At 68.3% G+C, this 20,383-nt stretch carries 20 protein-coding genes and 1 pseudogene; 7 read left to right on the plus strand and 14 right to left on the minus strand.

The window, feature by feature from the left end; all coding sequences use genetic code 11:
• Positions 1-24: 24 nt before the first annotated feature.
• Both lolB and WJ35_RS13090 read right to left on the minus strand, forming a co-directional pair.
• Positions 25-642: a lipoprotein insertase outer membrane protein LolB gene (lolB, locus tag WJ35_RS13085; protein WP_060235995.1), complete on the minus strand. Its 618-nt coding sequence runs from the start codon at positions 640-642 to the stop codon at positions 25-27.
• Positions 642-2,473, minus strand: a pseudogene (locus tag WJ35_RS13090) (tetratricopeptide repeat protein). The gene lolB and the pseudogene WJ35_RS13090 overlap by 1 nt, the downstream one beginning before the upstream one ends.
• A gap of 87 nt (positions 2,474-2,560) precedes the next feature.
• On the opposite strand from WJ35_RS13090, the gene mutM reads away from it, so the two are divergent.
• Both mutM and mutY read left to right on the plus strand, forming a co-directional pair.
• Positions 2,561-3,394, plus strand: a complete 834-nt coding sequence (mutM, locus tag WJ35_RS13095) for a bifunctional DNA-formamidopyrimidine glycosylase/DNA-(apurinic or apyrimidinic site) lyase (protein WP_069239270.1) — start codon at positions 2,561-2,563, stop codon at positions 3,392-3,394.
• A gap of 25 nt (positions 3,395-3,419) precedes the next feature.
• A complete protein-coding gene (gene mutY, locus WJ35_RS13100) occupies positions 3,420-4,526 on the plus strand; it encodes an A/G-specific adenine glycosylase (RefSeq protein ID WP_060235999.1) in 1,107 nt (368 codons plus the stop codon).
• Positions 4,527-4,553: 27 nt separating this feature from the next.
• On the opposite strand, the gene WJ35_RS13105 is transcribed toward mutY, so the two are convergent.
• The 11 genes from WJ35_RS13105 to kdsD form a co-directional block, all read right to left on the minus strand.
• Positions 4,554-5,195, minus strand: coding sequence for an LON peptidase substrate-binding domain-containing protein (locus WJ35_RS13105; protein WP_069239271.1), 642 nt, complete (start codon positions 5,193-5,195; stop codon positions 4,554-4,556).
• Between the two features lie 26 nt (positions 5,196-5,221).
• Positions 5,222-6,130 (minus strand): RNase adapter RapZ, encoded by a 909-nt coding sequence (gene rapZ, locus WJ35_RS13110; protein WP_010090663.1) that lies wholly within the window; start codon positions 6,128-6,130, stop codon positions 5,222-5,224.
• Between the two features lie 84 nt (positions 6,131-6,214).
• Entirely contained in the window at positions 6,215-7,183 is a 969-nt protein-coding gene (hprK, locus tag WJ35_RS13115) for an HPr(Ser) kinase/phosphatase (protein WP_010090664.1), read from the minus strand.
• A gap of 136 nt (positions 7,184-7,319) precedes the next feature.
• Entirely contained in the window at positions 7,320-7,832 is a 513-nt protein-coding gene (locus tag WJ35_RS13120; protein WP_029226338.1) for a PTS sugar transporter subunit IIA, read from the minus strand.
• A 194-nt stretch (positions 7,833-8,026) separates the two neighbouring features.
• A complete protein-coding gene (gene hpf, locus WJ35_RS13125; protein WP_010090666.1) occupies positions 8,027-8,395 on the minus strand; it encodes a ribosome hibernation-promoting factor, HPF/YfiA family in 369 nt (122 codons plus the stop codon).
• Between the two features lie 158 nt (positions 8,396-8,553).
• Positions 8,554-10,059 carry an RNA polymerase factor sigma-54 gene (locus WJ35_RS13130; RefSeq protein WP_060236000.1) on the minus strand — a complete coding sequence of 502 codons (1,506 nt, stop codon included), beginning with the start codon at positions 10,057-10,059 and terminating at the stop codon, positions 8,554-8,556.
• 165 nt (positions 10,060-10,224) lie between these two features.
• Positions 10,225-11,001, minus strand: a complete 777-nt coding sequence (gene lptB / locus WJ35_RS13135; RefSeq protein WP_010090668.1) for an LPS export ABC transporter ATP-binding protein — start codon at positions 10,999-11,001, stop codon at positions 10,225-10,227.
• Positions 10,998-11,663: a lipopolysaccharide transport periplasmic protein LptA gene (lptA, locus tag WJ35_RS13140; RefSeq protein WP_060236002.1), complete on the minus strand. Its 666-nt coding sequence runs from the start codon at positions 11,661-11,663 to the stop codon at positions 10,998-11,000. Before lptA ends, lptB begins: the two co-directional genes overlap by 4 nt.
• Positions 11,664-11,683: 20 nt before the next feature.
• Positions 11,684-12,298 (minus strand): LPS export ABC transporter periplasmic protein LptC, encoded by a 615-nt coding sequence (gene lptC / locus WJ35_RS13145; protein ID WP_010090670.1) that lies wholly within the window; start codon positions 12,296-12,298, stop codon positions 11,684-11,686.
• Positions 12,299-12,301: 3 nt separating this feature from the next.
• Positions 12,302-12,838: a KdsC family phosphatase gene (locus WJ35_RS13150; RefSeq protein WP_042586336.1), complete on the minus strand. Its 537-nt coding sequence runs from the start codon at positions 12,836-12,838 to the stop codon at positions 12,302-12,304.
• Positions 12,838-13,821, minus strand: a complete 984-nt coding sequence (gene kdsD, locus WJ35_RS13155; protein ID WP_010090672.1) for an arabinose 5-phosphate isomerase KdsD — start codon at positions 13,819-13,821, stop codon at positions 12,838-12,840. The genes WJ35_RS13150 and kdsD overlap by 1 nt, the downstream gene beginning before the upstream one ends.
• 126 nt (positions 13,822-13,947) lie before the next feature.
• Here kdsD and WJ35_RS13160 point away from each other — a divergent pair, with 126 nt between their 5' ends.
• From WJ35_RS13160 to purU, 5 genes are all read left to right on the plus strand, one after another.
• Positions 13,948-15,954: a monovalent cation:proton antiporter family protein gene (locus WJ35_RS13160; RefSeq protein ID WP_060236055.1), complete on the plus strand. Its 2,007-nt coding sequence runs from the start codon at positions 13,948-13,950 to the stop codon at positions 15,952-15,954.
• A gap of 76 nt (positions 15,955-16,030) precedes the next feature.
• Entirely contained in the window at positions 16,031-16,597 is a 567-nt protein-coding gene (locus tag WJ35_RS13165; protein ID WP_010090674.1) for an adenine phosphoribosyltransferase, read from the plus strand.
• A gap of 26 nt (positions 16,598-16,623) precedes the next feature.
• Positions 16,624-17,238: a LysE family translocator gene (locus WJ35_RS13170; RefSeq protein ID WP_060236004.1), complete on the plus strand. Its 615-nt coding sequence runs from the start codon at positions 16,624-16,626 to the stop codon at positions 17,236-17,238.
• Positions 17,239-17,243: 5 nt separating this feature from the next.
• The gene (locus WJ35_RS13175; protein WP_069239272.1) at positions 17,244-18,101 is read left to right on the plus strand and encodes an NUDIX hydrolase; all 858 of its coding nucleotides are present in this window, start codon (positions 17,244-17,246) and stop codon (positions 18,099-18,101) included.
• A gap of 75 nt (positions 18,102-18,176) precedes the next feature.
• Positions 18,177-19,061, plus strand: a complete 885-nt coding sequence (gene purU / locus WJ35_RS13180) for a formyltetrahydrofolate deformylase (protein WP_060236007.1) — start codon at positions 18,177-18,179, stop codon at positions 19,059-19,061.
• A gap of 101 nt (positions 19,062-19,162) precedes the next feature.
• Here the strand turns inward: purU and WJ35_RS13185 are convergent, their stop codons facing one another.
• A complete protein-coding gene (locus WJ35_RS13185) occupies positions 19,163-20,251 on the minus strand; it encodes an AI-2E family transporter (RefSeq protein WP_069239273.1) in 1,089 nt (362 codons plus the stop codon).
• Positions 20,252-20,383: the final 132 nt, after the last annotated feature.

A 20,383-nucleotide genomic window follows, 5' to 3' on the forward strand; every position in this document is an offset into this window, starting at 1 on the left:
TCGTGTCAGGCTAGGCGCGCGTGCTCACTGGTCGAGCACGAGCTTGATGTCGAGCGGCGGCGTCGCGCGCACGAGGTTCACGCGCTTGACGCCGGTGGCCGGCGCATCCGCGTACGAGAGGTAGTCGATCGTCCAGCCGTCCTGGCGGATCTGCTTGATGCGCGCGCCGTCTTCGGCGTCGCGCACGGTCGCGGCCGGCGACGCGGGCGCGGGCGTCGGCTGCAGCCAGTAGCGCAGCCCGGCGAGCGGCAGCGAAAAGCCGAGCGTGTTCTGCATCAGCTGGTCGACGTCCGTCGCGAACTGCGGCTGGCGGTTCGGCAGCTCGAGCGACGCGGTGCGCGGCGAAGACTTCACGACCGCGAGCGTCTGGCCGAGCGGGCTGCGCAATTCGAGCGACACGTCGTCGCCGTACTCCTGCCAGTCGAAGTTGCCGTACACGTTCTGCTGCCTGCCGAGGCGGTCGTTGTACTGCACCGCGAAGCGGCCGTGATACGCGTGCGTCGCGGCCGTCTGCAGCACGCCGCCGGGTGCGCTCGCCGACGGCGGCGTGCTCGCACAGCCGGCGAGCGCAAGTGCCGCGCCGGCCGCGGCGATGCCGCGCGCCGCACGTGAGGACAGGGAAAACATCCGGGCCATCCGCATCAGAGGCCGTTGATCTGGAGGCGCTTGAGCGTCTGCACGAGCGTGTCGTTGTCCGGCTCGAGCTTCTGCGCCGCGCGCCACGCGGTGCGCGCTTCTTCCTGCGCGCCGCTCTTCCACAGCACCTCGCCGAGATGCGCGCCGATTTCGGCGTTCGGCTGCAGGTCGTATGCGCGCCGCAGGACCTTCGTCGCGCCGGCGGTGTCGCCCATCCGGAATTTCACCCAGCCGAGGCTGTCCATGATGTACGCGTCGTTCGGCGCGAGCGCGTTGGCCTTCTCGATCAGCTTGCTGGCTTCCGGCAGGCGCTGGTTGCGGTCGGCGAGCGAATAGCCGAGTGCGTTGTACGCCTGCGGGTTGTCGGGCTGCGTGCGGATCAGTTCGCGCAACTGCTGTTCCATCGTCGTGTAGTGGCCGGTCTTCTCGGCCGCCATCGCGTAGTCGTAGCGCAGGTCCGGATCGTCCGGGAAATCGGCGACGGCCCGCGACACAGGCGCGTCTCCGCTTCGCCGTAGCGCTTCGCGGTAAACAGGATCGACGCGTCGGTGCGCGCGATCACGGCGGCGTCGCGCGGATCGTTGACCGGCAGGTTGTCGAGCACCTTGCGCGCCTCGTCGGTCTTGCCCTGTTTCTGCAGCAGCTGCGCGCGTGTGATCTGCGCGGGCAGGTAGTGCTGGCTCGTCTGGTCGACCTTGTCGAGCCATTGCGACGCGGTCGCGTCGTTGCCTTGGTCGATCGCGATCTGCGCGAGGTAGATGTAGCCCTGGCCGACGTCGGCGTTCGGCTGCTTCGCGCCGAGCTGCACGTACTGTTTCAGGTAGGCCGTCGCATCGTCGAGCTTCTTCTGCTGAATCTTGATCAGCGCAAGCGCCATCAGCGGAGTCGGATCCTTCGAGTCGAGCTTGCGCATCGTCTCGAACTGCTTCTGCGCGTCGTCGAGGCGTTCGTCCGCGAGATACAGCTGCGACAGCGCGAGCCGCGCGTCGCGCGACTTCGGATTCTGCTGAACATACTTCTCGAACGACGTGATGCCGGCCGCGCGCTCCGCGGGGCCCATCTGCGACAGCATCAGCGCCGCGGGCAGGTAGTCCGGCCGGATCTGCAGCGCCTGCTTCAGCGATTGCGCGGCGCCGTCCTTGTCGTCGACGGCGAGCTGCTGGCGGGCGATCGCGAGTTGCGCCTCCGGGCGGTTCATGTCGTTCTTCAGCATGTCCCGCAGCACCGCGAGGCCGCCGACGCGGTCGGCGCCGCGCGCGAGCAGCGCCTGCAGCGCGAGGATCGCGGGGCCGCGCGTGTCGCCGTTCGCGCGCGCGAGTTCGCGCGCGAGCATCGGCTGCGCGTCGGCCGGCTTGCCAGCGAGCACCAGCAGCGCGGCGTCGACCTGCGACGCGCGGTTCGAATCCGGCGCGTACTGGCGCCACAGGTTCGCGGCGGACAGCGCATCGGCCGGGCTCTGCGCGGCGAGCGCGATTTCGGTCGCGCGCTGCGCCATGCGCGGGTCGCGCGTGTCGCGCGCGAGCGCGAGATAGGTCTGGAAGGCCGGCGCGGGCTGGTTGCGCTGGAGCGCGACTTCCGCGGCCAGCACCTGGTAGACGATCTGACTCGTCAGCGGCACGCTCGGGAGATTCTTTTTCTCGTCCGGCAACACATGGTCGAACGCGCCCTGCGGCTCGTCGTCGTCCGGCGCGGGCATCTGCGCGTGGGCCGGAATGGCGGCGAAGGTCCATGCGGCGATCAGCGCGGCGCCAAGCACGCGGCGGACCGGGAAGGCGCGCAAGCCGCGCGCGTCGTCGGCGGCGGGGCGCTTCTGAAGCAGCTTCAAGGGCAGGGTCATGGAAATCCGTTCGATGTTTCGGTCGATTGTAACGCGCTCGCTACAATACACGCACAATCACGACTACCAGCTTGAGACCCGCAGAACATGCCAGAGTTGCCAGAAGTCGAAGTGACGCGCCGGGGTATCGAACCCTTTGTCGCGGGGCGGCGCGTCGAGCGCGTCGACGTCCGTACCGCGATGCTGCGCTGGCCGGTGCCGGCCGGGCTCGCGGAGCAGTTGCGCGCGCGCGAGGTGCTCGGCGTCGAGCGGCGCGGCAAGTACCTGCTGTTCGAGGTCGACGCAGGCTGGTTCATCGTGCATCTCGGCATGACGGGCACGCTGCGCGTGCTGCCGACCGCCGGCGCGCCGCCCCCCGCCGCCGCGAAGCACGACCACATCGACTGGATCTTCGACGAATTCGTGCTGCGCTACCGCGATCCGCGCCGCTTCGGCGCCGTGCTGTGGCATCCGCGCGAGGCAGGCGACGTGCACGCGCACCCGCTGCTCGCGAGCCTCGGCGTCGAACCGTTCTCGCCGGCCTTCAGCGGCGCGCTGCTGCATGCGCGCACGCGCGGGCGCTCGGTGTCGGTGAAGCAGGCGCTGCTCGCGGGCGACATCGTCGTCGGCGTCGGCAACATCTATGCATCGGAGAGCCTGTTCCGCGCCGGCATCCGGCCGACCGCCGCCGCCGGGAAGGTGTCGCTGCCGCGTTACGAGCGGCTGGCCGATGCCGTGCGCGCGACGCTCGCCGACGCGATCGAGCGCGGCGGCAGCACGTTGCGCGATTTCGTCGGCAGCAACGGCGAGAGCGGCTACTTCCAGCTCGACTGCTTCGTCTACGATCGCGCGGGCCTGCCTTGCCGCGTGTGCGGCACGCCGGTCCGGCAGATCGTGCAGGGCCAGCGGTCGACCTATTTCTGTCCGACGTGCCAGCGTTGAAACCTTTCGCCATTTTCCCGTCATCTTGAAGCCGCCCCGTATCGCTCCCGCTCCGTTTCCCGTCACGCCGCTGCACCGCACGTTCGCCACGCGCCTGATCGCGTGGCAGCGTGCGCACGGGCGCCACGACCTGCCGTGGCAGAACACACGCGATCCCTATCGCATCTGGCTGTCGGAAATCATGCTGCAGCAGACCCAGGTGTCGACCGTCGTGCCGTACTACCTGCGCTTTCTCGAGCGCTTCCCGGACGTCGCCGCGCTCGCCGCCGCGCCGGCCGACGACGTGATGGCGCTATGGGCGGGCCTCGGCTACTACTCGCGCGCGCGCAACCTCCACCGCTGCGCGCAGGTGGTGGCCGCCGAGCACGGCGGCGCGTTCCCGGCGACGCCGGACGCGCTCGCCGAGCTGCCCGGCATCGGCCGCTCGACCGCCGCGGCGATCGCATCGTTCGCGTTCGGCGCGCACGCGACGATTCTCGACGGCAACGTGAAGCGCGTGCTCGCGCGGGTGTTCGGCGTCGAAGGCTTCCCCGGCGAGAAGCGCGTCGAGAACGACATGTGGGCGCTGGCGGAATCGCTGCTGCCCGATGCCGCGAATGCAGCCGACGTGAGCGCGTATACGCAGGGCCTGATGGATCTCGGCGCGACGCTGTGTGTGCGCGGCAAGCCGGATTGCGCGCGCTGCCCGTTCGCCGGCGATTGCGTCGCGCAGTCCACCGGCCGGCAGCGCGAATTGCCGGCCGCGCGTCCGAAGAAGAAGGTGCCGACGCGCAAGACCTGGATGCTCGTGCTGCGCGACGGCGACGCGGTGCTGCTCGAGCGGCGGCCGCCGACGGGCATCTGGGGCGGGTTGTGGAGCCTGCCGGAAGCCGACGGCGACGCCGCGCTCGCCGACCGCGCGCGCGGCCTGGGCGGCGGCGGGCCGGTGCCGCTCGCGCCGCTCACGCACACGTTCACGCATTTCAAGCTCGAGATCGAGCCGCGGCTGAGCGAAATGGGCGAGGGCGGCGGCGGTGACGTCGTCGCGCAGGATGCGCAAACCGCATGGGTGCCGCTGAGCGGACTCGACGCGTACGGCGTGCCCGCGCCGGTGCGCAAGCTGCTCGATGCGTTGAGCGGGCCGCTGCTGTAACTCGCGCGGAACGCGCGCTGCGGGCGGTCAGAGCCAGCCGTGCCGGTTCAGCACATGATGCACGGCGTCGATGCGCGCGCCGACGTCGGGAAACTCCATCAGCTTCTGCCGCGCGCGCAGATCGAGCGGCAGCAGTTCGGCGAGACGGTTCGACACCCAGCTCGGATCGTCGAGCCGGAACGGCTCGCAGAACGGCAGCTTGTCCGGCTCGTTCTTCTGCTGCTTCAGCGCATCGATGATGCGCTCCAGCACCTCCGCGCACGCGCCGAACTGCGCGAGCGCCTGCTCGCCTTCGAGCGGAATGTCGTCGGGCAGCGGCTCGGCGATGCCGACGAGCAGCCCGTTCGCCTCGACGCGGTGCGACAGCAGTTCGAAGCGCTGCGTGCCGATCGCCTGCAGAAACAGCATCCCGAATTCGCCGGTGTCGCATTCGACGATGCGCGCCATGCAGCCGATCGTTTCCGGTATCGACACCGCGCCTTCCTGTGCGACTTCCGGTCCGCTCTTCAGCAGGCAGACGCCGAACGGCGCGTTGTCGCGCAGACACGCACGCGACATGTCGAGATAGCGCGCCTCGAACACCTTGAGCGGCAGCAGCCCTCCGGGAAACAGCACCGTATGCAGCGGAAACAGCGGCAGGTCGAGCAGGGTGGTGGAGAGAGAGGACATGGCGCGCTGATGGGGAAGCGGCGTCGCTAGGGTCTTGCGACCGCGGTCACGAGCCGCGACGACGCGCCGACATCCACCGGTGCGTCACGATGCCGCACGATCACGTTCGCCTCGGCCGCGAGGCGCGCAGCGAGCGTTTCCGCGATGAAGACCGAGCGATGCTGCCCGCCCGTGCAGCCGATGGCGACGGTCAGGTAGCTGCGATTGTCTTCGCGGAAGTGCGGCAGCCATTTGATGAGAAACGCATGGATGTCGTCGATCATCTGGTGGACGATCGGCAGTGCGTCGAGAAACGCGATGACCGGCTGGTCGAGTCCGGTGAGCGGCCGCAGCTCGTGGTCGTAGTACGGATTCGGCAGCGCGCGCACGTCGAACATCAGGTCCGCGTCGAGCGGCACGCCGCGCTTGAAGCCGAACGATTCGAACATCAGCATCAGGTCGTTGTTCTTCTGCTCGATGAACCGCTTGACCCAGCTGCGCAGCACGTTCGCGCGCAGGTTGCTGGTGTCGATCTGATGGCCGAATTCGGCGAGCGGCGCGACCAGGTCGCGCTCGCGCTCGATCGCCTCCTCGAGCGACGACAGCAGGCCGACGTCGGCGTCGTGCGACGGCGAGCCGGACAGCGGATGGCGGCGGCGCGTCTCGGAAAAGCGCTGGATCAGCGCCTGGGTGCTCGCGTTGAGGAACAGCACGCGCACGTCGTGATCGCGCGACAGCGCGCGGATCAGGCCGGGCATTTCGTCGAGCGACGCGCTCGAGCGCGCGTCGATCGCGACGGCGAGCCGCCGCTGGCCCTCCTCGGCCAGGTAGCGGGCCAGCTCGGGCAGCACGTGCGGCGGCAGGTTGTCGACGCAGTAGAAGCCCGCGTCCTCCAGCGCGTTCAGCGCGACGGACTTGCCGGAGCCGGAAATGCCGGTGATGAGAACTATGCGCATGGGAAGCAGAAAATCCTGACGTTTCATCATAGCACCGGCACGACGCGCCCGCGCCGCACGCCCGCACGCCTGCGCCGGTGCCGATTACACGAGCTTGCCGGGGAACTGGCTATCGGGATCTTGCATCGCGAGTCGTTGCCGATCCATGAAATCGCGCAGCGTGTCGATGCCGCGCAACTGCAGGATCGTGTTGCGAACCGCCGCCTCGACCAGCACCGCGAGGTTGCGGCCGGCCGCGACCTGGATCGTGACCTTGCTGATCGGCAGGCCGAGCACGTCGACCGTCTGGCTTTCGAGCGGCAGGCGCTGGAACTCGCCGTCGGGGCGCCGCACCAGCTGCACGATCAGCTTCAGCTTCATTTTCCGCCGTACGGCGGTCTCGCCGAAGATCGTCTTGATGTCGAGCAGGCCGAGGCCGCGCACTTCGAGCAGGTTCTGCAGCAGCGGCGGGCAGCGCCCTTCGACGAAATCGGGGCCGAGGCGCACGAAATCGACCGCGTCGTCGGCGACGAGGCCGTGGCCGCGGCTGATCAGCTCGAGGCCGAGTTCGCTCTTGCCGAGGCCCGAGTCGCCCGTCAGCAGCACGCCCATCCCGAGGATGTCGAGGAACACGCCGTGCAGCGTGGCGCGCGGCGCGAGAATGCGCGACATGTAGAGGCGCAGGCTGTCGATCACCGCGGCGGCGGACATCGGCGTCGTGAACAGCGGCGTCGACGAGCGCGTGCAGCGCAGCACCAGTTCGGGCGGCGCCGCGGCGCCGCCGGCGACGACGAGGAACGGCGGTTCGAGGGCGATCAGTTCGGCCATGTGGCGCGAGCGGTCTTCGTCGGTCTGCCGCTGGTAGTAGTCGATCTCGGCCTCACCGAGCACCTGGATCCGGTTCGGGTGGATCAGGTTCAGGTGGCCGACGAGGTCGGCGCTCGACGTCGCATTGGCGACGGTATCCGCGGAAAAGCCGCGCTCCCAGCCTTCATGCCCCGTCAGCCAGCTGAGCTTCAGCGTGGCGGCGTTGTCGTCGAAGATGCTCTGGGCGTTGATGCTGGACGTATCCATGAGTCCGTCACTCCAGTGAGCCGGTCAATGAGCCGGTGCGCGCAGCGACGGTCGTCGCCACGCCGGGCCGGCGCCGGGCGGCCCGGGGCGGCGGCGCGTGCCGCCTGGTTCGGGAAAATGTACCGCCCGGATCAACTCAAGGTTGCCACTGAGTGAGCAGGCTGTGCAACTCCGCGCGATCCGGTTCGTTGTGCAGACGCTCGCGCGCATCGCGGTCGGACAGCAGCTGCGCGATTTCCGACAGGATCTCGAGATGCTGCTGGGTGGCTTGCTCGGGAACGAGCAGGAAGATCAGGAGCGAAACGGGCTGGCCGTCGGGCGCCTCGAACGGAATCGGATCGGCGAGCCGCACGAACGCGGCGAGCGGATGCTTGAGGCCCTTGATGCGTCCGTGTGGAATCGCGACGCCTTCGCCGAGCCCGGTCGAGCCGAGGCGCTCGCGCGCGAACAGGTTGTCCGTGACGGTGCTGCGGGCGATGCCGTTCTGATTCTCGAAGATCAGCCCGGCTTGTTCGAAGACGCGTTTCTTGCTGGTGACGGAGAGGTCGATGACGACGTTCTCTAGGGGCAGGATTTTGGCTAGGCGATTCATGTTGGCAGGCGATAGGGCGGCCTGGGGTCTCCTCGCGGCGGCAGACTGATTTTCCATGTTTGGCAATATCAAGGCGTTCGGCTTCGGCAGCCTGCAACGCAGCTACCGCGCGCCACGCCCCCCGGCGATAACCGGCACATTATAGAGCACAGCCGCGTGCATGGCGCAGCATGGACGGACCGGTCGCACCACGGCCCCGAGGGCACAAAAAAAGCCCGGCGAACCGGGCGATGTGCGTGTTGCGGTAAAGGTTATTGCGGCGGCACTTCGATCTGTTCGAACTGCTCGACCGCCGGCTGAAGCTTGATCGGATCGTGCGCGTGCGTTTGCAGGCGCTCCATGTGCTTCACGACCTGGCGGTCCAGCTTGTCGATCAGCAGGTCGATCGCCGCGTACAGGTTGCCGTTTGCGCTTTCGACGAAGATGTCCTTGCCCTTCAGATGCAGATTGATTTCCGCGCGTTGCTGCTTGTCCTTTTCCTTGTGGTTGTCGACCGAGAGGATCACAGTGCCATCGATCACCTGATCGCTATGCCGTAGCACCCGGTCCAGCTTGGTGATCACGTATTCGCGAATTGCAGGCGTGACTTCGAGATGATGTCCACTGATCTTCAGGTTCATAGTGCTTCTCCAAGCGAGTGACCACGCGGCCGCATCGAGGCGGCGCTCCGGTCGACATGCCCGTGCCGCACGGGGCGGCAGCTGGCGGACAGGTCGCCCGGCCTGTTCCCCGTATGCGCGGTGGCCGGAACACGCCTGCCGCCGGGCAGGCAGCAGGCTTAAAGAGACTTGCGCAGATTCACTGCCGGGATCTTGAGGGCTTCGCGATACTTGGCAACCGTGCGGCGCGCGACCACGAAGCCTTGTTCTGCCAGCAGTTCGGCAATGCGGCTGTCCGAAAGAGGCGATTTGGTGTCTTCGGCTCCTATCAGTTGCTTGATCAGGGCACGGATGGCGGTCGACGATGCGGCGCCACCGGTGTCGGTCGAGACGTGAGATCCGAAGAAGTACTTAAATTCAAGCGTCCCGAACGGGGTCAGCATGTACTTCCCGGTTGTCACACGGCTGACAGTCGACTCGTGTAGGCCCAGCGTATCAGCTATTTCCCTCAAAACCAAGGGGCGCATGGCAATTTCGCCGTGCGCAAAGAAATTCTTCTGACGTTCGACAATAGCCTGCGCCACTCGCAGGATCGTGTCGAACCGCTGCTGGATATTCTTGATCAGCCAGCGCGCTTCCTGCAGCTGCTGCTTGAGCGAACCCGCGGACGGATCGCCGCGGCTGTTGCGCAGGATGTTCGCGTAGAGATTGTTGATCCGCAGGCGCGGCACGACTTCGGGATTCAGCTCCGCCTGCCAGCCCTGGCCGACCTTCTTCACGATGATGTCGGGCACGACATAGTCCGCTTCGGCCTTGCCGTACGCGGCGCCGGGGAACGGCTCCAGCGAGCGGATCAGCGCGTGCGCGTCGCGCAGCGCGTCGTCGTTCGCCTTCAGGTGCTTGCGCAACCGCGTGAAGTCGCGCGCGGCGAGCAGCTCGAGATATTGCGACACGATCTCGAGCGCGAGCGTGCGCGTCGGGGACGGATCGAGCCGCAGCAACTGCAGCTTCAGGCACTCGGACGCCGAGCGGGCCCCGACCCCGGCCGGGTCGAAGCTGTGCAGCAGCGCAAGCGCGGCGTTCAGTTCGTCGCAATCGACTTCGAGTTCGGGCGGCAGGTCGGCGAGCACCTCGTCGAGCGTGGCGGTCAGGTAGCCGTCGTCGTCGAGCGATTCGATCAGGAACATCACGAGCGCGCGGTCGCGCGGCCCGGCCTGCGTGACGCGCAGCTGCGCGGACAGGTGGTCGCGCAGCGACGTCGCCGCTTCCTGGACCTGCAGCGGCGGCAGGTCGTCGTCATCCGACGCGCCGCTCGCGCGGCCGAATTCGTCGAGGTTCCATTGCGGGCCGTCGCTGTCGCCGGACGCGTAGCCGTCGTAGTCGTCGGCCGAGGCAGGCTCATCGCGTTCGGTGCGCTCGCCGGTCTGGCCGGCGCCGTTCGTGGCCGCCATCGGCTCGGGGTTCGACGCGGGCGGCGTCTGCGCGATCAGCGAACCGTCGGCGGCAACGCGCAGCGGGCTCGCGATCCATTCGTCGTCGCTCTCGAGCAGCGGATTCTGGGCGACCGCCATCGCCACTTCCTGCTGCAGTTCGAGCGTCGACAGCTGCAGGAGCCGGATCGACTGCTGCAGTTGCGGCGTCAGCGCCAGGTGTTGCGACAGGCGGAGTTGAAGGCTGGCTTTCATGGCAAGGAGGGAGTCATACCGGAAGTTTGCCACGACCCAGGCGCCTTGAGCCATCCGCGATTACGCGCGGCGCCCGTTCGGCCGCGAGCGGGCCGCGAACGGGACTGTGAAACCGGTCGCGGCCCCGCGCGGCGTGACCGGGCGGGGCGCGTCCTCGACGACGGGTTACATGCGGAAATGTTCGCCGAGATAGACGCGGCGCACGCTTTCGTTCTCGATGATTTCGCTCGGCGCGCCGGCGGCGAGCACGGTGCCGTCGCTGATGATGTACGCGTGGTCGCAGATGCCGAGCGTTTCGCGGACGTTGTGGTCCGTGATCAGCACGCCGATGTTGCGCTGCTTCAGGAACTTGACGATCTTCTGGATCTCGAGCACCGCGATCGGGTCGACGCCCGCGAACGGCTCGTCGAGCAGGATGAAGCTCGGGTTGGTCGCGAGCGCGCGCGCGATCTCGACGCGGCGGCGTTCGCCGCCGGACAGCGACAGTGCCGGATTCTCGCGCAGGTGGCCGATCTGCAGCTCGTCGAGCAGCGCCTCGGTGCGCGACGCGATCGCGTCCTTCGACAGGCGCTTGCCGCCGTCGTCGTGCTGCAGCTCGAGCACCGCGCGGATGTTTTCCTCGACGGTCAGCTTGCGGAACACCGACGCTTCCTGCGGCAGGTACGACAGCCCCAGCGACGCGCGCTTGTGGATCGGCAGCAGGCTGATCGAGCTGCCGTTCAGCGAAATCTCGCCCGCGTCGAGCGGCACGAGCCCGACGATCATGTAGAACGACGTGGTCTTGCCGGCGCCGTTCGGGCCGAGCAGGCCGACGACTTCGCCGCTCTTCACGTCGAGCGACACATCCTTGACCACCGTGCGCGAGCCGTAGCGCTTCTTCAGGTTGCGCACGACGAGCGAGCTGCTGGTGCCGGCCGGCTGGCGGTTCGGTAACGCATTCATTGGCCCGGCGCCCCCTGGATCGTGGCCGACGGCGCCAGCTTGGCCGGCGCGCCGTTCAGCGGGGCGGGGCCGCCGTTGCGCGGCGACAGCATCGCGCGCACGCGGCCGTTCGGGTTGCCCGGCGCCGCGACGTCCTTGCCGCCGCGCGCGGTGTAGAAGTCGCGCTGGCCGTCGTAGGTGATCACGCTGCCGTGCACGGTGTCGGCGATCGTCGACGTGCCCTGCAGGCGGCGCACGGTCGCGGCGGTCGTGAGGGTCGTCAGGTCCTGCTTGCCGTCGTAGTCGATGCGCTCCGAGTCGCCGTCGATGTACTCGTCGAGCCCTTCGCGCTTCTGGCGGAACGACGCGTGCTTCTTGCCGCTGCCGTACGACGTCGCGTACTGATAGCCTTCCGGATCCTGCCGCACTTCGACGCGATCGCCCTTGATGATGATCGTGCCCTTCGTGATCACGACGTTGCCGGTCGCGATGGTGACCTGCTTCAGGTCGTCGTAGGTCAGGTTGTCCGCTTCGACGTTGATCGGCTTGCCCTGATCGGCCTTTTCGGCATGGGCGAGCGGCGCCAGCCCGGCCAGCGGGAGCGCCACGAGCGTCGCGGCGAGCGCGGCGCGGGCAGCGCGCCGGGCGCCGCCGTAAATCTGACACGGGAACGATTCGTTCATGCAGTCACGCGTGGGATGAGTTACTTGGGTTGACCTTTCGAGCCGCCGGACGCGTCCGACGCGGCGATCGTGCCGCGCACGTTGCCGTAAAGCTCGATGACCCGGGTGACGTTGTTGTACTTCATGCCGTCGGTCGCATTGACGAGCGACAGGCCGCGCTGAAGTTTAACCGGCTTTTCGGTCTGGATCACATCATCATTGACGAAGATCCGGAAATGCTGGGAATCCGCCTGCATCTGCGGGTCGCCGCCGCCCGCGGCGCGCAGGATGCGCGCGTCGTCGTACAGGTCGACGATCGACACGTCGCCGTTGACGGTGCCGCGCTTCGCGGTGGTCGTCACGACCGGCTTGCCGGGCTGGAACGCGCGCATCGCCGGGGTGGTCAGGTCGCTCGACTCGGTGTCCTCGTAGTGGATCAGCTTCGCCGCGGTCAGCCGGTACTGGGTCGTGCCCGACTGGTCGAGCTCGGTCACCGAGAAGTTGTCCGCGAAATAATCGGGCGTGTGCTGCTTCTGCTGCGCGGGGCCTTCGCCGGGCGGCGGCAGCGTCGCCTGCAGCAGCCACCAGGTGACGCCCGCGAGCGCCGCGACCGCGGCGAGCGGCAGCAGCTGGGTCCAGCGGAATTGAGGATTCATCCGTCAGGCCCCGCAGGCTTGCGCGAGCAGCGCGTCGTAGCGGCGCTGCGCGCGCAGGATCGTGTCGCAGACCTCGCGCACCGCGCCTTGGCCGCCGCGGGCCTCGGCGACCCAGTGCGCACGGGCGATCACCTCGGGGTGCGCGTTCGCCGGCGCGGCAGCGAAGCCGCAGCGCAGCATCACCGGCAGGTCGGGCCAGTCGTCGCCCATGTAGCCGCATGCGTGCGGCGCGATGCCGAGCGACGCGGCCAGCTCGCCGAACACGGCGAGCTTGTTCTCGGCGCCCTGGAACAGGTGCGCGATCTTCATTTCCTTCGCGCGCGCGGCGACGATCTCGGACTTGCGGCCCGTGATGATCGCGGTTGCGATGCCGGCCTCGCCGAGCAGCTTCACGCCGTGCCCGTCGAGCGAATTGAACGACTTCATCGCGTCGCCGGCGGCCGTGAACAGCAGGCCGCCGTCGGTCAGCACGCCGTCGACGTCGAAAATCATCAGCTTCACACGGCTCGCGCGCTCGGCTGCGGTCAGCGCAGCGGTCATCAGATCACCTTCTTCGAGAACAGGTCGTGCATGTTCAGCGCGCCGATCAGCGCGCCGTCGGCATCGACCACCAGCATCTGGTTGATCCGGTGGCGCTCCATCAGTTCCACCGCCTCGACCGCCAGGTGATCCGGCCCGATCGTGCGCGGCTGGCGCGTCATCACGTCGGCGATCGGCAGCCGGCGGAAGTCGCCGTCGCGCTCGAGCACGCGGCGCAGGTCGCCGTCCGTGAAGATCCCGGCGACCTTGCCGCCGGCGTCGACCACGGCCGTCATCCCGAGCCGCTTCGCGGTGATCTGGAACAGCGCGTCGGACAGCGTCGCGTCGAGCCCGACGGACGGAATCTCGTCGCCGGTGCGCATCACGTCGCGCACGTAGGTGAGCAGGCGCCGGCCGAGCGCGCCGCCCGGGTGCGAGCGCGCGAAATCCTCGGAGCCGAAGCCGCGCGCGTCGAGCACCGCGACCGCGAGCGCGTCGCCGAGCGCGAGCGCGGCGGTCGTGCTCGCGGTGGGCGCGAGGTTGAGCGGGCACGCTTCCTTCGCGACCGCGGCGTTCAGGTTGACGTCGGCGAGCTGGCCGAGGCTGGATTCGGCGCGGCCCGTGATCGCGATCAGCTTCGCGCCGATCCGCTTCACGAGCGGCAGGATCGCGACGAGCTCTTCCGACTCGCCGGAGTACGAGATGCCGATGAACACGTCGTCGGCCGTGACCATCCCGAGGTCGCCGTGGCTGGCCTCGGCCGGATGGACGAAGAACGCGGGCGTGCCGGTGCTGGCCAGCGTGGCCGCGATCTTGCGGGCGATGTGCCCGGATTTGCCGATTCCGGAGACCACCACGCGGCCGCCGCAGCCGAGCAGCAGCGCGACGGCCTTGACGAAGTCGCCGTCGAGCTGGTCGCTCAGTGCGCGCACGGCGTCCGCCTCGATGTCGAGCACGTCGCGGGCGAGCGCGAGCGCCCGATCATCATTGATTTTCGCTATCATGCGCGGAGTATAGCAAAGGCGTTTGTTCGCCGCGCCGGCCGTTCGGACTCGTCCGATGTCGCCTGTCTCCCGCCACCATCCCGCGCCTGCTTTGCCGTGGCCCCGACGACCGAGGACGCTTCGCCCGTGATTTCCCCGCTCGAAATGACGCTCCTGCTGCTGCTGGCTTCGGTGGTGGGCGTCGTCGTATTCCGTTCGCTGAACCTGCCGCCGATGCTCGGCTACCTGACCGTCGGCATCCTGGTCGGCCCGCACGCGTTCGGCGTCGCGGCGGACCTCGAGCGGGCCGAGCATCTCGCGGAATTCGGCGTGGTGTTCCTGATGTTCTCGATCGGCCTCGAGTTCTCGCTCGCGAAGCTGCGGGCGATGCAGCGGCTCGTGTTCGGCCTCGGGCTGCTGCAGGTGGTCGCGACGCTCGTGCTCGCGCTCGTGCTCGGCGCGCTGTTCGAGCGCTGGATGCACATCACGTGGCAGGGCTGCATCGCGCTCGGCGGCGCGCTCGCGATGTCGTCGACCGCGATCGTGTCGAAGATGCTCGCCGAGCGCCTCGAGATCGAGACCGAGCACGGCCGCAACATCTTCGGCGTGCTGCTGTTCCAGGATCTCGCCGTTGTGCCGCTCCTGATCGTGATCGCCGCGTTCGGCGCCGAGTCGTCGAAGGACCTGGTGCTCACGCTCGGGTTCGCGGCCGTGAAGATCGTGATCGCGCTCGCGCTGCTGTTGATCGTCGGACAGCGCTTCATGACCCGCTGGCTCAACGTCGTCGCGCGGCGCCGCTCGCAGGAGCTGTTCGTGCTGAACCTGCTGCTCGTCACGCTGGGCGCCGCGTTCTTCACCGACAAGTTCGGCCTGTCGCTCGCGCTCGGCGCGTTCATCGCGGGGATGCTGATCGCCGAGACGCCGTTCCGCCATCAGGTCGAGGAAGACATCAAGCCGTTCCGCGACGTGCTGCTCGGCCTGTTCTTCGTGACGACCGGGATGCTGCTCGATCCGCGCGTGATCTGGGAGCATCCGTTGCTCGTGTTCGGCTTCTTCTTTGGGCAGATCCTGTTCAAGGGCACGATGATCACGGGGCTCGCACGGGTGTTCGGCGCGACGCCGGGCGTCGCGATGCGCACCGGCATCGGGCTCGCGCAGGCCGGTGAATTCGGCTTCGTGCTGCTGAACCTGATCCTCGACAAGCACCTCGTCGATGCGACGCTGCTGCAGGCGATCCTCGCGTCGATGCTGCTGTCGATGCTCGCCGCGCCGTTCCTGATCCAGAACGCCGACCGGATCGTGATGCGGCTGTCGTCGACCGAATGGATGCAGCAGTCGCTGCAGATGACCCGGATCGCGACGCAGAGCCTCAAGCAGCGTGGCCACGTGATCATCTGCGGCTACGGCCGCGCGGGCCAGAACCTTGCGCGGATGCTCGAGCAGGAAGGGATTCCGTACGTCGCGCTCGACCTCGACCCCGATCGCGTGAGCGCGGCCGCGGCCGCGGGCGAGTCGGTCGTGTTCGGCGACGCGGCGCGCCGCGAGTCGCTGCTCGCGGCGGGCATCCACCGCGCGGCGGCGGTCGCGATCACCTATGCGAACACGCCGTCGGCGCTGCGCGTGCTGCACCACGTGCACGAGCTCGAGCCCACGCTGCCGGCGATCGTGCGCACCGTCGACGACGCCGACCTGGAAAAGCTGCTCGCCGCCGGCGCGACCGAGGTGATCCCGGAAATCGTCGAGGGCAGCCTGATGCTCGCGTCGCATACGCTGGTGCTGGTCGGCGTGCCGATGCGCAAGGTCGTGCGGCGCGTCGAGGAGATGCGCGACGAGCGCTACAGCCTGCTGCGCGGCTACTTCCGCGGCGCCGACGACGCGGACGACGACGACCACGAGCAGGTGCGGCTACAATCGGTGCCGGTCGACGCGCGCGCGGACGCGGTCGGGCGCTCGCTGGAGGAGATCGGGCTGTTCGCGCTCGGGCTCGAGGTCACGGCGATCCGCCGGCACGGGATTCGCGGCGTGGAGCCGGATCCGCAGACCAAGCTGCGCGCGAGCGACATCGTCGTGCTGCGCGGGCTGCCCGAAGCGCTGGCGCTTGCTGAAGAGCGCCTGTCGCGCCATCGGCGCGAGCCGCCGGCCACGGCCGCGTGAGCGGCGATCCATAATCTGACCCGTATTTTCTGAACGGTGCCCGAAACGTCGCGCACCGTTTTTTTCGGAGAGCTTCATGCCGCATTCGTCGTCGGGGGCGCCGGTCGATCCGGCCGCCTTCATCCACAGCCAGATCCGCACGGTGCCCGACTGGCCGCAGCCGGGCGTGCAGTTCCGCGACATCACGACGCTGCTGCAAAGCCCGAAGGCGCTGCGCGTGCTGGTCGACCTGTTCGTCGAGCGCTATGTCGACGCGAAGCTCGACTACGTGGCGGGCCTCGACGCGCGCGGCTTCATCATCGCGCCGATCGTCGCATACGAGCTGAGCGTCGGCTTCGTGCCCATCCGCAAGGTCGGCAAGCTGCCGTACAAGACCCAGCGCGAATCGTACGACCTCGAATACGGCAGCGCGACCGTCGAGATCCACGAGGATGCGTGCCGGCCCGGCGACCGCGTGATCATCATGGACGACCTGATCGCGACCGGCGGCACGATGATGGCGGGGCGCAACCTGCTGCAGCGGCTCGGCGCGGTCGTCGTCGAGGGCGCGGCGATCATCGATCTGCCGGATCTCGGCGGCTCGGCGCTGCTGCGCAACGCGGGTCTGCCCGTCTATACCGTCACCGAATTCGCCGGCCACTGAGCGCCGGCTTACGCTGCGAGGTCACGATGCCGAACTTCACGCTGTTTCTCGCCACGTCGATCGCGATCACGTTCGCGCCCGGCCCGGACAACCTTCAGGTGCTCGCGCGCGGCATCTCGCAGGGCCGCGCGGCCGGCCTCGTCGCGGCGCTCGGCTTCGCCGCCGGCGTGACGTTCCACACGACGCTCGCCGCGCTCGGCGTCGCGGCGGTGCTGCGTTCGTCGCCGGTCGCGTTCCAGATCCTGAAGCTCGCGGGCGCCGCGTACCTGATCTGGATCGGCATCAAGGCGCTGCGCAGCCAGGGCCTCGCGACCGCGCACGAGCGCGCGCCGCAGCCGCTGTGGTCGATCTTCCGCCAGAGCGTGGTCGGCAACCTGATGAACCCGAAGGTGACGCTGTTCTTCGTCGTGTTCCTGCCGCAGTTCGTCGATGCCCGCGGCATGCAGAGCGTGACGCTGCAGATGTTCGAGCTCGGCGCGCTGTTCATGCTGCAGACGGCCGCGATCTTCTCGCTGTTCGGCGTGTGCGCCGGCGCGATCGGCACGTGGCTGAAGCGCCGCCCGAAGGCGGGCGTGTGGCTCGACCGGCTCGCCGGCGCGACGTTCATCGCGATCGGCATCCGCGTCGCGCTGAAGGACTGACGCCGATGACGTTTCCGTGCATCGCCGCCGCGCGCCGCTTCGACCCGGCCGCGCACCTGCGTTTCGTGATCGCCGGCCGCCAGGTGGGCTGGGTGCGGCGTTCCGACGCAGCGCGGCTCGCCCGCTGGCCCGACGTGTTCGACCTGACGGACGACCGCGTCACGCTGTCCGACCGCTACGACACGGTCGACGCGCGCAGCATGGCGCTCGCGAGCGCGATCGGCGCGCTCGCGGCCGAAGGCGCGATTCCCGGCTGGCGCGACGAGATCTACGCGATCCGCAACCGCTTCGACGATCCGCCGCTCGCGTACATCGAGCGGGCCGCGTCGCGGTTCTTCGGCACGCAGACTTATGCGGTGCATTTGAACGGCATCGTAGAATATGCGGTTCGCCCAGGGGCGCCGGCTGCGCCGCAGATGTGGCTCGGCCGCCGCAGCGCGACCAAGGCGACCGATCCCGGCATGCTCGACAACGTCGTCGCGGGCGGCATCGGCTGGGGGCTCGGTGTTCACGAGACGCTGGCCAAGGAGTGCTGGGAGGAAGCCGGCATTCCGCCCGAACTGGCGGCGCGCGCGATCGCGGGCCGCGCGGTGCAGGTGCTCTGCTCGCTGCCGGAAGGCACGCAGTCCGAACTGCTGTTCGTCTACGACCTGCCGCTGCCGCGCGACTTCGCGCCGCACAACCAGGACGGCGAAGTCGCCGAGCACCTGCTGGCGGGCGTGCCCGAGGTGATCGGGTGGCTGCGGGATGGCCAGGCGACGCTCGATGCGAGCCTCGCGATGCTCGACACGCTGCTGCGCCACCGCTGGCTCGCGCCGGAAGACGCGGCGGGCATCGACGCGCTGTTCGCGCCGGCGGCCTGACGCGCGACGCCGGTTGCGCGCGCCAGCTGCGCGCGCCAACATTTTCACGAATACGGAAACGAAGGGAGTACGGTCATGTCGGCCGATCACAGCTTTATCCTGAAACTGTCGTGCCCCGACCGGCACGGCATCGTCCACGCGGTCTCGGGCTTCCTGTTCGAGCGCGGCAGCAACATCCTCGACTCGGCGCAGTTCGGTGACAGCCGCACCGGCGAATTCTTCATGCGCGTGCACTTCGACCAGAACGGCAGCGGCGCGGACGTCGCGACGACGCTCGATGCGCTGCGCGCGCAGTTCGCGCCGCTCGCAGAGCAGTTCGCGATGCGCTGGGAGCTGCATGACGCGGCGGTGAAGCCGCGCGTCGTGATCATGGTGTCGAAGATCGGCCATTGCCTGAACGACCTGCTGTTCCGCTACCGCACGGGCCAGCTGCCGATCGAGATCCCGGCGATCGTGTCGAACCACAAGGACTTCTACCAGCTCGCGGCGAGCTACGACATCCCGTTCCATCACTTCCCGCTCGTCGGCGGCTCGTCCGACGCCGCGAAGGCCGCGCAGGAAGCGCGCGTGCTGGAAGTGATCGACGAGCACCAGGCCGACCTCGTCGTGCTGGCGCGCTACATGCAGATCCTGTCGCAGGACATGTGCGAGCGGCTCGCCGGGCGCGCGATCAACATCCACCATTCGTTCCTGCCGAGCTTCAAGGGCGCGAAGCCGTACTACCAGGCGTTCGACCGCGGCGTGAAGCTGATCGGCGCGACCGCGCACTACGTGACGACCGACCTGGACGAAGGCCCGATCATCGAGCAGGAAGTGGAGCGCGTCGATCACAGCATGACGCCGGACCAGCTGACCGCGATCGGCCGCGACGTCGAGTGCGTGACGCTCGCGCGCGCGGTGAAGTGGCACGTCGAACACCGGATCGTGCTGAACGGGACGAAGACGGTCGTGTTCCGCTGAGCGGCGCATCGCGCCGGCCGCTTGCCGGCCCGCCAGCAAAAACGCCGCGCTCGTAATCGAGCGCGGCGTTTTTTTCGTAGGCCGGGTGACGGCGCGCGGGGTCAGATCAGCCGCAGCATGTACAGCTCGCGCTTCACGTATGCGTAGAAGATCGGCGCGGCGATCACGCCCGGCAGCCCGAACGCGGCTTCCATCACGAGCATCGCGAGCAGCAGCTCCCACGCGCGCGACTCGATCTGGCCGCCGATGATCTTCGCGTTCAGGAAGTACTCGAGCTTGTGGATGATCACGAGGAACGCGAGCGACGCGATCGCGGTGCCCATGCTCACCGACAGCGACACCGCGACGATCAGCGTGTTCGAGATCAGGTTGCCGATCACCGGCAGCAGGCCGACGATGAACGTGACGAGCACGAGCGTCTTCGACAGCGGCAGCCGCTCGTGGAAGATCGGCAGCGCGACGAGCAGGTACAGGCTCGTGAAGAACGCGTTGATCGCCGAGATCTTGATCTGCGCGAACACGATCCGGCGGAACGCGTCGGCGAAGCGCGACACGCGCGTGACGAGCGCGGTCGACAGCGGCCTGCGCACCTTGTCGTGCTCGACGCCGATCGCGATCATCGCACCGATGATCATCCCGAACAGCACGTGGCCGAAGCCGCGCGCGACGCTCTTGCCGCTCTGCTGGAGCTGGTCCATGTGCGTGTGCATCAGCAAGGCCGCCTTCGTCTTCATCTGCTCGACGTCGACGGGCAGCAGGTTCGCGATCCAGGCCGGCGTGCGCGCGCGGGTCTGCTCGACGATCTGCATCAGCTGGCCGAGCAGGCCCTGCAGGTTCGGCACCGCGTGCTCGAAGTGCTCGATGATGCCGATCGTGAGGCCCGTCAGCGCGCCGACGATCGCGACGGACAGCAGCACGACCGCGACCCAGCGCGCCCGCATGCTCGTCGTGTGCCGTTCGATCACGGGCGCGATCGTGTGGATCAGTTGGTAGACGAGCAGGCCGGCCAGCATGCCGCCGAGCAGCTTCAGTTCGAGGACGAGCCACATCGAGAGGAGCGCCAGCAGGTAGCTGCCGATCTCGATCGCCGACAGTTTCGGCAGGCTGAAGTCGCTCGTCAGCCGGACGCTGCGCAGGTGCGGCTCCTTGTTCTGCGCGTCGCGCGGCGACTCGTGTTGCTTCTCCGTCATGATTTCCTGGTGTCGTTCGTGCGCCCGGCCATGCGAGGTCCGGCCGGCGGCGTTCGCCCTTCGCTGCACCGAATTGGTGCGGATGGCGAACCTTACGACCGTAAAGTATAGCCGCCATTATGAGCCGCCACG

Source organism: Burkholderia ubonensis (assembly GCF_001718695.1).
Classification (GTDB): domain Bacteria; phylum Pseudomonadota; class Gammaproteobacteria; order Burkholderiales; family Burkholderiaceae; genus Burkholderia; species Burkholderia ubonensis_B.

Bases quoted from the DNA above. Each gene is read 5' to 3' on its own strand.
- lolB (WP_060235995.1), bottom strand. From the start codon at position 642: ATGCGGATGGCCCGGATGTTTTCCCTGTCCTCACGTGCGGCGCGCGGC.
- mutM (WP_069239270.1), top strand. From the start codon at position 2,561: ATGCCAGAGTTGCCAGAAGTCGAAGTGACGCGCCGGGGTATCGAACCC.
- WJ35_RS13105 (WP_069239271.1), bottom strand. From the start codon at position 5,195: ATGTCCTCTCTCTCCACCACCCTGCTCGACCTGCCGCTGTTTCCGCTG.
- rapZ (WP_010090663.1), bottom strand. From the start codon at position 6,130: ATGCGCATAGTTCTCATCACCGGCATTTCCGGCTCCGGCAAGTCCGTC.
- hprK (WP_010090664.1), bottom strand. From the start codon at position 7,183: ATGGATACGTCCAGCATCAACGCCCAGAGCATCTTCGACGACAACGCC.
- WJ35_RS13120 (WP_029226338.1), bottom strand. From the start codon at position 7,832: ATGGAAAATCAGTCTGCCGCCGCGAGGAGACCCCAGGCCGCCCTATCG.
- hpf (WP_010090666.1), bottom strand. From the start codon at position 8,395: ATGAACCTGAAGATCAGTGGACATCATCTCGAAGTCACGCCTGCAATT.
- WJ35_RS13130 (WP_060236000.1), bottom strand. From the start codon at position 10,059: ATGAAAGCCAGCCTTCAACTCCGCCTGTCGCAACACCTGGCGCTGACG.
- lptB (WP_010090668.1), bottom strand. From the start codon at position 11,001: ATGAATGCGTTACCGAACCGCCAGCCGGCCGGCACCAGCAGCTCGCTC.
- lptA (WP_060236002.1), bottom strand. From the start codon at position 11,663: ATGAACGAATCGTTCCCGTGTCAGATTTACGGCGGCGCCCGGCGCGCT.
- lptC (WP_010090670.1), bottom strand. From the start codon at position 12,298: ATGAATCCTCAATTCCGCTGGACCCAGCTGCTGCCGCTCGCCGCGGTC.
- WJ35_RS13150 (WP_042586336.1), bottom strand. From the start codon at position 12,838: ATGACCGCTGCGCTGACCGCAGCCGAGCGCGCGAGCCGTGTGAAGCTG.
- kdsD (WP_010090672.1), bottom strand. From the start codon at position 13,821: ATGATAGCGAAAATCAATGATGATCGGGCGCTCGCGCTCGCCCGCGAC.
- WJ35_RS13165 (WP_010090674.1), top strand. From the start codon at position 16,031: ATGCCGCATTCGTCGTCGGGGGCGCCGGTCGATCCGGCCGCCTTCATC.
- WJ35_RS13170 (WP_060236004.1), top strand. From the start codon at position 16,624: ATGCCGAACTTCACGCTGTTTCTCGCCACGTCGATCGCGATCACGTTC.
- WJ35_RS13175 (WP_069239272.1), top strand. From the start codon at position 17,244: ATGACGTTTCCGTGCATCGCCGCCGCGCGCCGCTTCGACCCGGCCGCG.
- purU (WP_060236007.1), top strand. From the start codon at position 18,177: ATGTCGGCCGATCACAGCTTTATCCTGAAACTGTCGTGCCCCGACCGG.
- WJ35_RS13185 (WP_069239273.1), bottom strand. From the start codon at position 20,251: ATGACGGAGAAGCAACACGAGTCGCCGCGCGACGCGCAGAACAAGGAG.